Consider the following 13,655-nt stretch of genomic DNA (forward strand, 5'->3'; position numbering starts at 1 on the left):
GGCTATATTATACCACGCCCATGTATTTATAGACGAACGCCCAAATAACCTATACGAAAATTGCCTGGCCCTTTAGCTCAAAAGTGGCCTTCATGCTGATGTTAAGTACTATATGTTAAAAAAGGTTAAAACTTAACACACAACTAACATATTAGTTTTATATTCGTAAAAACAAAACAGATTCTTTCTATGAAACGTCTATTACTCTCACTGTGCTTTTTTGTCACTATTGCATCGTATACAAGAGCCCAGAGTCACCATACCATTAAAGGCCGAACAATTGACACTGCTTCGACAACCCTTTTATCAGGGACCACTATTGCAGTTTTAAACGCAAAAGACTCTACATTGGTAAAATTTACCCGAGCGGCAGAAAACGGCTCCTTTGAGCTTACCGGCATCAAAAATGGTAAGTTTATCCTATTGGTCTCCTACCCAAAATATGCCGACTTTGTAGATCATTTTACACTCGACTCTACCACACTTGTAAAAGATTATAATAAGATAAACCTGACGGGAATGGCTAAGATATTGGCTGATGTAATTATTAAAGGAAACAGGTCGGCGATAAAAATTAAAGGCGATACCACAGAGTTCGACCCAAAAGCATATAACATAGAGCCCAACTCAAAAGTTGAAGACCTGATAAAACAGTTTCCAGGTTTTCAGGTTGATAAGGATGGTAAAATTACTGCGCAAGGAAAAACAGTTCCGAAAGTACTGGTAGACGGTGAAGAGTTTTTTGGCGATGATCCGACACTGGTTACCAAAAACCTACGTGCGGATATGGTAGAATCTGTTCAGCTTTACGATAAGGCCAGCGATCAGGCCAGTTTTACGGGGATTGATGATGGAGAGAAAACCAAAACCCTTAACATTAAACTAAAAGAGGATAAGAAGAATGGCTATTTTGGCAAAGTGCAGGGAGGTTACGGAACAAAAGATTTTTACCAGGGACAGGGGATGTTTAACAAATTCTGGGGTAAAAAGAAATTTTCAGCCTATGGCATTTTGGGTAACAACGGCACTGTAGGTTTAGGTTGGGATGATCGTGATAAATATGGCGCTTCTGGTGGATATACTATGACTGATGATGGTGGGATGTATTTTAGCAGTGGCGGAGATGATTTCGACAGCTACGATGGGCAATATAATGGCCAGGGCTTGCCAGTAGCCCGTACCGGAGGTTTACATTTCGATAACAAATGGAATAAGGATAAAGAATCGTTAAATACAAATTATAAAATCGGATCGATCAGGGTTTCGGGGGAAAGGAATTCAATCAGTCAAAATAATTTAGCATCGGGCACTCAAAATAGCACTTCAGACGAATCGTTTGATAACGACATGTTCAGACAAAAACTGGATGCCATGTATGAGATCAAGATTGATACAACCTTAACAATGAAAGTTAATGTTGACGGTGCATTGAAAAAAAGCAATACTTCAAACAATTACTTAACTGGTACCACTAATGGCAATGGTGGCTTTCTAAATTCCTCAAACAGAACGTTGAGTAATGAAGTAGATGATCAAAACTTTAACGCTAATGTTTTATTCACAAAAAAACTAAAGAAAACGGGCCGCACACTATCATTAAATATTAATCAATCAATTAATAAAAGTAATAGTGAAGGATATTTAAATTCCCTTAACCGACGCTTAACCTCAGCCGGACAAGTAGATAGTCTTACCAATCAGCTAAAAATCAATGATATTACCAACAGTACTTTCAAATTAAATGCTGCCTATACAGAACCACTCTCAAAAACCTTAACTGTCATCATAAATTATGGCTTAACGCTAATGAATGGAACATCAGATCGCAAATCTTTCAATCAGTCGGGTAGTGGCAGATACGATATTTTAGATACTGTTTACAGTAATAATTTTGAGCTGACCCAAACGATCAATCAAGGCGGTGCCATCTTCAATTATAAAAAGGGCAAAACAATTATCAACTTCGGATCAAAATTTAGTGGTGTAAACTTTAAACAAGACGATATTTATCACAACAAAACTTATGTAAGAAACTTTGTTAACTATATGCCACAAGCATCCTATCAATATCGCTTTTCTCAACAAAAATCGCTCAGACTTAACTACAACGGTAATACTAACCAACCATCACTCGATCAGCTTCAGCCGGTTAGGGTAAATAACGACCCGTTTAATGTTGTTGAAGGAAATCAGGATTTAAGACCATCTTTCAGAAGTAATATCAATGCCAGTTATAATTCTTACAAAGTTTTAACCAATCAATCAGTGTGGCTAAATGCTTCATATAGTTTTACCACAAATCCGATTATTAGTGATGTTACAACGGATGATGTTGGTAAGAGTACTTACAGATACATCAATTTTGATGATAAAATGCAGACCAATTTTTACATGTATGGGCAGATAAGTAGAAAAATAGGCTTTTTAGATATGAATGTTGGTTTAAATGCAAATGCTAACGGGAGCTCTTCTTATAACTTTATAACTACAAAGCTTGGCAGGACCTTAAATAACACCAAAAATTACACATATGGTGGCGGAATAAACATTTCAAAATATAAAGACAAGGAATATAGCTTTTATGTGCGTTTTGGCCCAACCTACAATACATCAAGAGCGAGTATTGGTTCTAACAGCGATGGATGGGGCATGAATGGTTATGCATCAGGAAATGTACAACTGCCTGGAAAATTTGAGATATCTACAGATGGTCAATATCAGTATAATGGAAAAACACAAGTGCTAACCGAAAGTTTTGAACGTTTTATCTGGAATGCATCGATAGGTAAAAAATTCTTCAAGTCAGAAAATTTAAAGTTCTCTTTAACTGTAAATGATATCTTAAACCAAAATATCGGCTTCAACCGTTTTGCATCTAACACGACCATAAGCCAAAGCAGCTATACCACCATAAGGCGGTATTTAATGTTCTCGGTATCATGGGATTTTAACAAAATGGGCGGCGGAATTAAAACACAAAAATAATTATCATGAAAACTACACTAAAATATATCCTCTTATTTGCTGTTATTTTCATCAGCAAAAGCACGTTTGCTCAAAATATACACTTCGTAAAAAGTGGGGTGATCGAATTTGAGAAAAGGTCTAATATGTACGCTTTGATCAAAAAGAAAATCAATAAAGACAATGAAAGTTACATGTCGCCTGCTTTTGATCAGTATAAAAAGAACAATCCACAATTTAAGGTTGCGAAAAGTACCTTAAGCTTTAATAAGGATAAAAGCTTATATAAATGGCCAACTGTAGAGGAAACTGTAAATCCAAACTGGGCAGCAAGAGATCCTCTTGTTGATCTAAAAAATACCGTTGCTACCGATTTTAATGCCAACACAAGTATTTCCCAAAAAGCGGTTTATGAAGACACCTATATTGTTAAGGATAGTCTGCGCAAGATTAACTGGAAAATTACCGATGAAACAAGAGAAATTGCTGGTTACGAATGCCGTAGAGCCAATGCCATTATTATGGATTCGATATATGTGGTGGCTTATTATTCAAATCAGATTGCAGTTTCTGGCGGACCAGAATCGTTTACAGGATTGCCAGGGATGATTTTAGGTTTGGCATTGCCGCATCAAAACATCAGCTGGTTTGCAACCAAAGTAACTGAAGTTACTGTTCCTGAAAAAGACCTAACCCCTCCAACGAAAGGAAAACCAATCGATAATAAAGGCTTAACTGATAAAATAACTTCAGCATTGAAAAATTATGGTCCTGAAGCACTCTCAGCGCTAAAGGCCTTCTCACTTTAACGATGTATATTTCATTCTTATAATTATGCCTATTTTAGCATAATCAAAGGAAAATAATGTACAGCGCGCTTTATAACCATATTAATAAATTTATAGATTTGAGTAACGATGAGCAGGAACTTCTTGCCTCATTACTCGAATCTTTTTCGGTTAAAAAGAAAACTTTTTTATTGGAAGAAGGGCAAACCTGCAGGGCCAATTACTTTGTGGTAAAGGGTTGCCTCAGGCTCTATTTCATCGACATTAAAGGTGCCGAGCAAACCACTCAATTTGCTATCGAAAACTGGTGGATTACGGACTTAACCAGCTTCCTCTTCCAAAAAACTTCAGAATTTTATATCCAGGCAGCAGAAAATACCGAAGTGATTGCCATTGAACATCATCATTACGACGAAATGTTCCATAAACTGCCCAAACTGGAAAGGTATTTCAGGCTAATTTTACAGAAAAACCACCAGGCTTCGCAAATGCGGATTAGATACCTCTACAGCCAAACTGCCGAAGAAAGATACCGCCACTTTAACCAACTCTTCCCCGAATTTGTACAACGGGTACCACAATACATGCTGGCCTCTTACCTGGGCTTTACGCCTGAGTTTTTGAGTAAGATCAGGGCGAAGAGATAATCTAAGCTATTTTTAACCGCAGAGCGCGTAGAGCAAGGAGCAAAATACGCAGAGTTGGGCGCATATCTCTTTGCGCAGCTTAGCGTAAAACTTAGCGGCCTTTGCGGTTAAATCCATTTCTTAAACTACATTAAGTTTTTTTAGGGCCAGGATGCGGAACTTTACATCGTAATCAAAAACAATAAAAAAATGGAAAGCAGAATTGATATCCCAAAAGTAGATCCGGCAGCATACCAGGCCATGTACGCTTTAGAAAAATATTTATCAGCCAGTAAAATCGATCCGATTCTTTCAGAGCTGATTAAAATGAGGGCATCGCAAATTAACGGTTGTGCATTTTGTTTAAACATGCACTCTGCCGATGCACGCAAAATTGGTGAAACCGAACAAAGGTTGTATTTGCTAAGCGCATGGAAAGAAACCACCCTGTTTACCGAAAAAGAAAAAGCGGTTATTGCTTTAACTGAAGAGGTAACCTTAATTAACAACCATGTATCCGATGCTACTTATAACAAAGTGGCCAGTTTCTTTAACGAAACCGAAATCACCAATATCATTATGGCTATTGTTACCATTAATGCCTGGAACAGACTTGCTATCACCGCCAAAGTAATTGTTGGATAAAATTTCCAAACCTATCAGGTTTTTAAAAATCTGATAGGTTTTAAATCTTTTTTAGCTCCCCAAAAACTAACCTTGCTACTTCCTTAGCACCTTCCGGCTGGAAATGGGTATTGTCTTTTTGCCCTTTAGGGTAAGCCTCATACCTGGCCGAATCTAAATTCATAAAATAGTTTTTGCTCACATACTCCTGGCCTTTGGTAGTAAAAAAATCAGCAGAAAGACTGGTTAAATCAATAATCGGCACATGTAATGCTTTGGCCACCTCTTTTACGGCCTGTGGATATTCGCCATGTGCACTGCCCAACTTACCATCCTTCCAGGGATAATTACGTGTAACTGGTGTAATGAGTATAGGTAAAGCACCTTTTGCCCGGGTTTCATTTACATATAGCTTTAAAAAATCTTTATAACCCGGTATATCTACATAACGTTCGGGTTTATCTTTTGCGGCATCATTATGACCGAACTGAATCAATACGAGATCGTTTTTCTGTAAACTGCCTAAAACTTCTTTCCATCTGCCTTCTTCAAAAAAACTGCGCGTGCTCCTGCCTCCTTTTGCCTTATCAACCACCAAAGCGCTATCACTCTTTATCAGTCGGCTTATTTTTTTTAGGCTATCTTTTTGCAAAAAGGGTTGAAAAACCTGTCCCCAGCCTGTAAGTGGATATTTCTTTTGTAAGTATCCATCATCTAAAGTATAATCTGCAACAGTCGAATCGCCGATTAAATAAACCTTAACCGGCCTGGGTTTGGTGATGAAAGACATCAGCAAAAAACCAGTAGCTACAACTGCGATAATAATTTTATGGTGTTTCATTTTTCTGATCGATTATTTAATTGGCTCCACCCTAAACCAATCGTATTCGGCGATTCCCGAATCGTTTGTCTGTGTATCGCGTACAGCAAACAAGCCTAATTTTGCCCCAATCCATTGCCCGGCTGTAGCCTGAAACTCGTCGCCAATTGGATGAAAGCTAATGCCATCTTCGCTGTAGCTAAACCGGCATTTGGCTCCGTTAACAACCTGTACCCTTAACTGCACTGATGCTGATCCGACAGTTGTCGGATTGAGTTTGGCAATTTCCTTTTCATTTTCGGGCTTGCCTTTATCTGCACTCGGGCAAACACCATACATCAGGTACAAGCCATCCTTTTTACGCTTAACGCTAATCTGGGCATAACTTCTCCCCATAATTACCAGGCCGGTGCTTTCATTTTCCAGCTTAGGGTTGGGCTTAAAATTAAGTTTCGTGGTTACCCTAAACTCATCGGCAGGAAACTTCTGCATCAATAAATTGGGTACATCCCAAAGATTTTTAGCCTCATCAGGTATTTTAGATGTATATAATTTTAAAACTCCTTTGCCGGCATCGGTAAACCACCAGGTGGGTTGCGGGTTTGCCTGCCACTGCCATTGTAAGCCTAAATCAACTGTTCCAAATTCATCACTTTCAGCCGGATTTTCGATCGGATATACTTTACCCACATTCGGTTTTTTATAAACTGAAACCGGCTCGCCAATACCATCACCACCTTTATCCACACCAATTACCGGCCAGTTATTAATCCATTTCATGGGCTGTAAGTGCACCACACGGCCATAGGCATCCTTATCCTGAAAGTGTAAAAACCAATCTTCACCGCTTTGTGTATTTACCCATGCACCCTGGTGCGGACCATTAACGGTCGATTTACCCTGATCCATGGCTACTTTTCTTTCGTAAGGTCCGTAAATATTTTTACTCCGCAAGATCAACTGCCAGCCTGTAGAAACACCCCCGGCAGGTGCGAAAAGATAGTAATAACCATTACGTTTATAAAATTTTGGGCCTTCAATAGTCGGATCGAGTTCATGTCCGTCGTAAACAATACGGCCTTTGGCCACTACTTTCAGCCCATCACTGCTTAACGGCATAATGGCCAAAACGCTTTTAATTCCAGACCGGCTGCCTGCATAAGCATAAGCGAGATAAGTTTTTCCGTCTTCATCCCAAAAAGGGCAGGGATCTATTAAACCCTTGCCAGCAGCAACCAATTGTGGTGCAGACCAATCGCCCGTAATCATTTTGGCTTTGGTTACATAAATCCCGAAATCTGGATCGGGGTAATAAATGTAAAATTCGTCATTGTGGTAACGGATAGCAGGTGCCCAAACGCCATTGCCGTGCTGTGTTTTTTCAAAATGATCAAAAGGAAGCTGGCACTTTAAGGCATGGCCAATAATTTTCCAGTTCACCAGATCTTTAGAATGCAAAATCGGTAAGCCCGGAACAGCATCAAAGCTGGAGGCAATCATATAAAAATCGTCGCCTACGCGAATAGCATCCGGATCGGAATAATCGGCATTCACAACCGGATTTTTATAAGTTCCGTTGCCCTGATCCGACACCCAAACTTTAGAAACATATTTATTCGACGGATTTTGTTGCGCAAATGTGCCAGCAACAAAACCTATAATAAGGATCGAACTAAGGAGGTATTTCATTTTACAACGCTGTTTTTCGTAATATTTGGCTAACAATGGCTTACTAACAAGATTAAGCCTTTTTTTATTCCAAGGCAAACAGATATTGTGCAATCGTTCCCGACATCGTTTGCATCTTTTAATTTCGCTAAAACTTCTTTCTGATGGATATTAATGTTTAAAATTGTTCATCATATATTTTAAAACACGGCTGCGTGATGAAGTTCATACTTTTGCGTGGCCGATTTTATTTTATTCCTAACCAAATCGATATGAAAACAATTGCCTTATTCTTTTTAATGGTTATTGCCCTGAAGGCGCACGCGGCAGAGATTAAACCCGATTTTATTGTTGCGGCCGATGGAAGCGGGAATTTTAAAACGGTACAGGAAGCCATCCATGCAGTACCCGATTTCAGAAATAAAACCACTGTAATTTTCATTAAAAAAGGTACTTACAAAGAAAAGCTGATTTTAGCTGCATCAAAGAAAAATGTAAAACTGATTGGTGAAAGCCTTAACGAAACCATTTTAACTTACGATGACTATGCGCAAAAGAAAAATACCTTTGGCGAAGAAAAGGGTACTTCAGGTTCATCCAGCTTTTACATTTACGGCGAAAGCTTTTCGGCAGAAAACATCACTTTCGAAAATTCATCGGGTCCGGTTGGACAGGCCGTAGCGGTTTGGGCAGGTGGCGATAAATCGGTTTTCACGAACTGCAGGCTTTTGGGCTTTCAGGATACACTTTATACCTATGGCGGCAATAACCGCCAGTATTATAAAAACTGCTACATTGAAGGTACTGTCGATTTCATTTTTGGTGCAGCAACCGCCTGGTTCGAAAACTGTACGCTTTATTGCAAAAAGGCAGGTTACATTACAGCAGCATCAACCACCGATACGACCAAATTTGGTTATGTTTTTAACAAGTGTACTGTTAAAGGCGATGCCCAGGTAAATAGCTTCTATTTGGGCAGACCCTGGCGACCTTATGCAAAAGTGGCTTATTTAAACTGCACACTGCCCGATTTGATCCGCCCCGAAGGCTGGAACAATTGGGGCAAAACAAGTAACGAACAAACTGCCTACTATGCTGAATACAAAAGTGTTGGAAAGGGCGCAAATCCAAATGGGAGAGCCAAATGGTCGCACCAATTAACGGATATTGAGTATAGTGTCTATATTTTGGAAAACGTTTTCCGAGGCTGGCTTCCCGAGGGCAAATAAATCAACTAAACAACTGATAATCAAAATACAAGCACCTTAAACAAGGTGCTTTTTGCGTTTGTTTTCCGGCAACGTTTGCATAGATTTCTCTTCTGTTTTAGGCGCAAACAACGTACACTTGTTATACGATTAACCAAATATAATTTAACAGCATCAACAATGAAACATATAGCAGGTAGTTTCTATCGGACAAAAATAGCGCTCACATGTATTTTAATATCGGCTGCATGTTCGGCTATTGCTCAACAAAATCAAGCATTGCCCGTTATTCAGCAGGTTAAATTTAAAAACGATACCACCAGCATTACCAGCTTTGGGGCTAAAGGCGACGGACTTTTTTTAAATACCCAGAGCATTAACAAAACCATTGAGGCTGTAAGTCAAAAAGGTGGTGGTGTAGTGCTCATCCCATCTGGCCTATGGTTAACCGGACCAATTGAATTAAAAAGCAATGTAAACCTACACTTAAAACGCGATGCCATTCTGCAGTTTACTGCCGATTTTAACCAATATAAACTGGTTAAGGGAAACTGGGAAGGACAACCAGCCTGGCGTAACCAAAGCCCTATTTCTGGTGTTAATTTACAAAATATAGCCATTACTGGCGCAGGTATTATTGATGGAAACGGTGGCGCATGGCGCATGGTAAAAAAAGATAAACTCACCGAAACCCAGTGGAAAACGTTAGTAGCGTCTGGCGGTGTGGTAAGGGCCGATGGCAAAATGTGGTACCCATCAGAAAAAACGGTTAAAGGCTCGAACACCAAAAATGCCGGCGTAATTGAAGCGGGTAAAACTGCTGCCGATTACGAAGATATTAAAGATTTTCTTCGACCTAACCTGGTGGTATTAACCGGTTGCAAAAAAGTGCTTTTAGAAGGCGTGACCTTTCAAAACTCACCAGCCTGGAACCTGCACCCCTTGCTTTGCGAAGACCTGACTTTGAGAAACCTACAGGTTAAAAACCCATGGTTTGCACAAAACGGCGATGGTGTTGATGTAGAGTCGTGCAAAAATGTATTGATTGAGGGCAGCACTTTTGATGTAGGCGATGATGGTATCTGCATTAAATCTGGCAGGGACGAAGCTGGCCGCAAACGTGGCGTACCTACAGAAAATGTAATTATCAGAAACAATGTGGTTTACCACGCGCATGGTGGTTTCGTTATCGGAAGCGAAATGAGCGGCGGGACCAAAAATATTTGGGTGTACAATTGTTCTTTCATTGGCACCGATATTGGTCTGCGTTTTAAAACCACACGTGGCCGCGGTGGTGTGGTCGAAAATATTTATGTGAACAACATTAACATGATTGATATCCCCGGTGAAGCCATTTTATTCGACATGTATTATGCAGCTGTTGATCCGGTTCCTTTGGCAGGCGAAAAACGCGAAGCCATTAAAACCGTTACGGTTCCCGTTACCGAAGCAACTCCTCAATTTAAAAATTTCTACATTAAAGATGTAGTAGCCAATGGTGCCGAAAAAGCAATCTTTTTCAGGGGTTTACCCGAAATGAACATCAAGGATATTCACCTCGAAAATGTAACCATTCAATCTAAAAAAGGCATCGAAATTATTGAAGCATCGAATATTTTCCTTAAAAATGTTAAGGTCATTACCAACGATACCAATCCGGTAGTGCACGTACAAAACGGTAGCAACATCAATATCAACGGGCTTCAGTATAAAAATGGTGCTGAACTTCTTTTCGACATTAGCGGCGAAAAAACAAAAGCCCTGAAAATAACAGGAACCGATGTTTCAAAAGCAAAAAAAACATCAGCTTTTGGCACCGAAGTAAATCAATCTGTATTGGAGATTTCAAAATAATTAAGATGAAGCAATCAATCATATACCTTACAGCAACCTTAGCGTTCCTCATTGTTTTCGTACAAAATGGGTTAGCACAAAAGAAATTATCTGAACAGCTAACCTTAACTGCAATGGAAAAACTGTTTCAGGATACCACCTTGCTTAAAGGCGCAAAAGGCCCAAAATGGACCTACGATATGGGTGTAGTTTTAGAAGGTGCAGCAGCAGTTTGGCGCAATACCAGTGATGGAAAATATTTTAAATATGTGCAAAGCTCGATGGATGCCTATCTCGATAAAGAAGGCAACATTAGCACCTATAAAGCTGAAGATTTTAATATCGACAACGTTAAAAACGGTCGGTCGCTGTTGTTACTATACAAAGTTACCGGACAACAGAAATATCTGTTAGCAGCAACCAAACTTTATGATCAGTTGCAGAAACAACCACGCACCAAAGCAGGTGGTTTTTGGCACAAGAAAATTTATCCGAACCAAATGTGGCTCGATGGATTGTACATGGGCGAGCCATTTTATGCAGAGTACGCCAAACTGATGAAAAAAGATGCTGCGTTTGACGATATCGCGACGCAATTTATTCTAATGGAAAAAAACTCGCGTGACAATAAAACAGGTTTATTGTATCATGGCTACGACGAAAGCAGGGCTGAGCAATGGGCCGATAAGACAACTGGTCGTTCACCCAATTTTTGGGCCAGGGCTATGGGCTGGTACATTATGGCATTGGTTGATGTTTTGGATAATTTCCCTGCTAATCACCCTAAAAGAGCTGAGCTGTTAGCAATTTTAAACCGTACAGCGACAGCGGCTGTAAAATACCAGGATCCTAAATCGGGGGTTTGGTTTGATATTTTGGATATGCCCACCAGAAAAGGAAATTACCTGGAAAGCTCGGCCTCAAGCATGTTTGTGTATGGCCTGGCCAAAGGCGTGCGTAAAGGTTGGTTAGCCCCATCTTTTATGGCAGCCGCCAATAAAGGCTATACTGGGTTAAAGAAAGAATTTGTTGAACCTGCAGGCAACGAAAGGATCAATCTAACCAAAACCGTTTCAGTTTCGGGTCTGGGTGGCAAACCCAAATACCGTGATGGCAGTTTTGAATATTACATTAGCGAAAAAGTAATCACCAACGATCCGAAAGGAGTTGGCGCTTTCATCTGCGCCTCGACTGAAATGGAAATTGCAGCGTTGCCTAAAACCGGCAAGGGCTTAACCGTAACTGTCGATAATTTCTTCAACAACGAATACACGACCGGGCCGACGGGCGACAAAATTCCTTTCCATTATGTTTGGGAAGAAGACGACAACAACGGATTCTCGCTATTCGGTAAAATATTTAACGATGCAGGTGCTAAAACTACTACGCTTAAAGCTGCACCAACAACTGCAAATTTAAAGGGAAGCAACATTTATATTATTGTAGATCCGGATACCGAAAAAGAAACGGCCAATCCGAATTACATGAATGCCGATCATGCTAAACAAATAGCGGACTGGGTTAAAGCAGGTGGAGTGTTAGTATTGTTATTAAATGATGTGGGTAATTGCGAAATCAGCAAGTTCAATGTACTGCCAGAAACTTTCGGGCTTAAATTCAATGAAGATAGCCGCAATAAAGTGCAAGGTGCAAACTTTGAACAGGGGCGGTAAAAATCCCTTCAGGAAATACAATTTTTAAAACCGCTAAAAAAGTTTACATCAAAGAAATTTCGACCATTGTGACCAAAGCACCTGCCGTTTCAGCTTTAACCGATAATGGCGATGTACTGATTGCAACGGCTAAATATGGCAAAGGAACCGTTTTTGCAGTCGGCGACCCCTGGTTTTACAACGAATACATTGATGGCAGAAAGTTACCTGCAGATTTTGAAAACTTTAAAGCAACAAACGATCTGGTAAACTGGCTGACTAAGCAGATTCTAGGCAAGAAATAAATGATGGTTGGTGAGGATACCAACCTATAGGTTAAATGGTTCGTGCGGACACGAACCATGGCGCATGGAAAAGAAAAATAATCTGTGTTACTACGTGCCTCTGCGGCAATAAAAACTAACAAGCAAACGATGAAAATAAAAATAGTATTAACCCTGATTTGTAGCACACTGATGCTGTCGTGTTTTGCACAGCAGCCTACAGATTCGACCGCTGAAAAAATGCTGGTTTATCAGCTAGGTAATGGTGGCTGGCCAAAGCAACTGGAAGATAAAAGTGTGGTTAACTATGGTGCAACTTTAACACCTGAGCTTTTGGCCAGGATAAAAGCCACTAAAGATTTACACGCCACATTCGATAACAAAGCCACCAGCAGGGAGGTAGTTTATTTAGTTAAAGCTTATAAAAAAACACAGAACGCAAGCTATTTAAAAGCGGCTGAAAAAGGAATTGATTATATCCTGGAAGCACAGTATGCCAATGGCGGCTGGCCGCAATACTATCCAGATAAAGCGCTTTACCGCTCAGAGATCACCTATAACGATGATGCCATGATTAATGTACTCGATATCCTCGAAGACATTGTAACTAAAAAGAATGATTTTGAAGTCGTGAATACCGCGTATATTCCAAAAGCGGAAAAAGCGGTTTCAAAAGGTATAACCTGCATTTTAAAAACACAGGCAAAACAGAATGGCGTTTTAACCATTTGGGCTGCACAATACGATAAAGACAGCCTGTTGCCAGCAAAAGCACGGAATTTTGAGCCTGCATCTTTAAGCACAAGCGAATCGATGGGCATCACCCGTTTTTTAATGCGTTTTAAAAATCCTTCGCCCGAAATTAAAGCAGCCATAACCGCAGCCTACAATTGGTTTAATACCTACAAAATTACAGGGTTTCGCTTTGAGAGGGGCACAGACCCAAAAACCAAAGAAAAAAGTGCAGCGCTGGTTGCCGATCAGTCATCAGTGGTTTGGGCGCGTTTTTACGACCTCGATAAAAACATCCCGATTTTCGGCGACAGGGACAACAGCATTAAGTTAAAACTGGAAGAACTGATTCCGGAACGTAGAAATGGTTATGCCTGGTACGGTAGCTGGGCCCAAAAATTTATAGAAAAAGATTACTCGAAGTGGCTAGCCACAAACGGTAAATAAAATAATGGT

The 13,655-nt window shown here is 40.0% G+C and carries 11 protein-coding genes; 9 read left to right on the forward strand and 2 right to left on the reverse strand.

What is annotated here, in order from left to right:
• Positions 1–189: 189 nt before the first annotated feature.
• The 4 genes from G7074_RS08465 (at position 190) to G7074_RS08480 (ending at position 5,023) form a co-directional block, all read left to right on the forward strand.
• Positions 190–2,985 carry an outer membrane beta-barrel family protein gene (locus tag G7074_RS08465; protein WP_166207940.1) on the forward strand — a complete coding sequence of 932 codons (2,796 nt, stop codon included), beginning with the start codon at positions 190–192 and terminating at the stop codon, positions 2,983–2,985.
• Positions 2,986–2,990: 5 nt separating this feature from the next.
• Positions 2,991–3,773, forward strand: coding sequence for a GLPGLI family protein (locus G7074_RS08470; protein WP_124561970.1), 783 nt, complete (start codon positions 2,991–2,993; stop codon positions 3,771–3,773).
• A gap of 56 nt (positions 3,774–3,829) precedes the next feature.
• Positions 3,830–4,399, forward strand: coding sequence for a Crp/Fnr family transcriptional regulator (locus G7074_RS08475; protein ID WP_166207943.1), 570 nt, complete (start codon positions 3,830–3,832; stop codon positions 4,397–4,399).
• 189 nt (positions 4,400–4,588) lie between these two features.
• Positions 4,589–5,023 (forward strand): carboxymuconolactone decarboxylase family protein, encoded by a 435-nt coding sequence (locus G7074_RS08480; protein WP_166207946.1) that lies wholly within the window; start codon positions 4,589–4,591, stop codon positions 5,021–5,023.
• A 40-nt stretch (positions 5,024–5,063) separates the two neighbouring features.
• Here G7074_RS08480 and G7074_RS08485 read toward each other — a convergent pair whose 3' ends face one another.
• Positions 5,064–5,843, reverse strand: a complete 780-nt coding sequence (locus G7074_RS08485) for a rhamnogalacturonan acetylesterase (RefSeq protein WP_124561967.1) — start codon at positions 5,841–5,843, stop codon at positions 5,064–5,066.
• A gap of 12 nt (positions 5,844–5,855) precedes the next feature.
• Entirely contained in the window at positions 5,856–7,511 is a 1,656-nt protein-coding gene (locus G7074_RS08490; RefSeq protein WP_166207949.1) for a glycoside hydrolase 43 family protein, read from the reverse strand.
• 251 nt (positions 7,512–7,762) lie between these two features.
• On the opposite strand from G7074_RS08490, the gene G7074_RS08495 reads away from it, so the two are divergent.
• The 5 genes from G7074_RS08495 to pelA all read left to right on the forward strand — a co-directional run bounded on the left by G7074_RS08495 (position 7,763) and on the right by pelA (position 13,646).
• Complete coding sequence (locus G7074_RS08495; protein WP_166207952.1) at positions 7,763–8,719, forward strand: pectinesterase family protein; 957 nt, start codon at positions 7,763–7,765, stop codon at positions 8,717–8,719.
• A gap of 159 nt (positions 8,720–8,878) precedes the next feature.
• Positions 8,879–10,552 (forward strand): glycoside hydrolase family 28 protein, encoded by a 1,674-nt coding sequence (locus G7074_RS08500; protein WP_166207955.1) that lies wholly within the window; start codon positions 8,879–8,881, stop codon positions 10,550–10,552.
• A 5-nt stretch (positions 10,553–10,557) separates the two neighbouring features.
• The gene (locus tag G7074_RS08505) at positions 10,558–12,204 is read left to right on the forward strand and encodes a glycoside hydrolase family 105 protein (protein WP_370526610.1); all 1,647 of its coding nucleotides are present in this window, start codon (positions 10,558–10,560) and stop codon (positions 12,202–12,204) included.
• A 68-nt stretch (positions 12,205–12,272) separates the two neighbouring features.
• The gene (locus G7074_RS27890; protein ID WP_370526611.1) at positions 12,273–12,488 is read left to right on the forward strand and encodes a hypothetical protein; all 216 of its coding nucleotides are present in this window, start codon (positions 12,273–12,275) and stop codon (positions 12,486–12,488) included.
• A gap of 129 nt (positions 12,489–12,617) precedes the next feature.
• Complete coding sequence (gene pelA / locus G7074_RS08510; RefSeq protein ID WP_124561962.1) at positions 12,618–13,646, forward strand: pectate lyase; 1,029 nt, start codon at positions 12,618–12,620, stop codon at positions 13,644–13,646.
• Positions 13,647–13,655 lie beyond the last annotated feature (9 nt).

It is taken from the genome of Pedobacter sp. HDW13 (assembly GCF_011303555.1).
Classification (GTDB): Bacteria; Bacteroidota; Bacteroidia; order Sphingobacteriales; family Sphingobacteriaceae; genus Pedobacter.

Excerpts from the sequence above, each read along its gene's own strand:
- G7074_RS08465 (WP_166207940.1), top strand. The coding sequence starts at position 190 with ATGAAACGTCTATTACTCTCACTGTGCTTTTTTGTCACTATTGCATCG.
- G7074_RS08470 (WP_124561970.1), top strand. The coding sequence starts at position 2,991 with ATGAAAACTACACTAAAATATATCCTCTTATTTGCTGTTATTTTCATC.
- G7074_RS08475 (WP_166207943.1), top strand. The coding sequence starts at position 3,830 with ATGTACAGCGCGCTTTATAACCATATTAATAAATTTATAGATTTGAGT.
- G7074_RS08480 (WP_166207946.1), top strand. The coding sequence starts at position 4,589 with ATGGAAAGCAGAATTGATATCCCAAAAGTAGATCCGGCAGCATACCAG.
- G7074_RS08485 (WP_124561967.1), bottom strand. The coding sequence starts at position 5,843 with ATGAAACACCATAAAATTATTATCGCAGTTGTAGCTACTGGTTTTTTG.
- G7074_RS08490 (WP_166207949.1), bottom strand. The coding sequence starts at position 7,511 with ATGAAATACCTCCTTAGTTCGATCCTTATTATAGGTTTTGTTGCTGGC.
- G7074_RS08495 (WP_166207952.1), top strand. The coding sequence starts at position 7,763 with ATGAAAACAATTGCCTTATTCTTTTTAATGGTTATTGCCCTGAAGGCG.
- G7074_RS08500 (WP_166207955.1), top strand. The coding sequence starts at position 8,879 with ATGAAACATATAGCAGGTAGTTTCTATCGGACAAAAATAGCGCTCACA.
- G7074_RS08505 (WP_370526610.1), top strand. The coding sequence starts at position 10,558 with ATGAAGCAATCAATCATATACCTTACAGCAACCTTAGCGTTCCTCATT.
- pelA (WP_124561962.1), top strand. The coding sequence starts at position 12,618 with ATGAAAATAAAAATAGTATTAACCCTGATTTGTAGCACACTGATGCTG.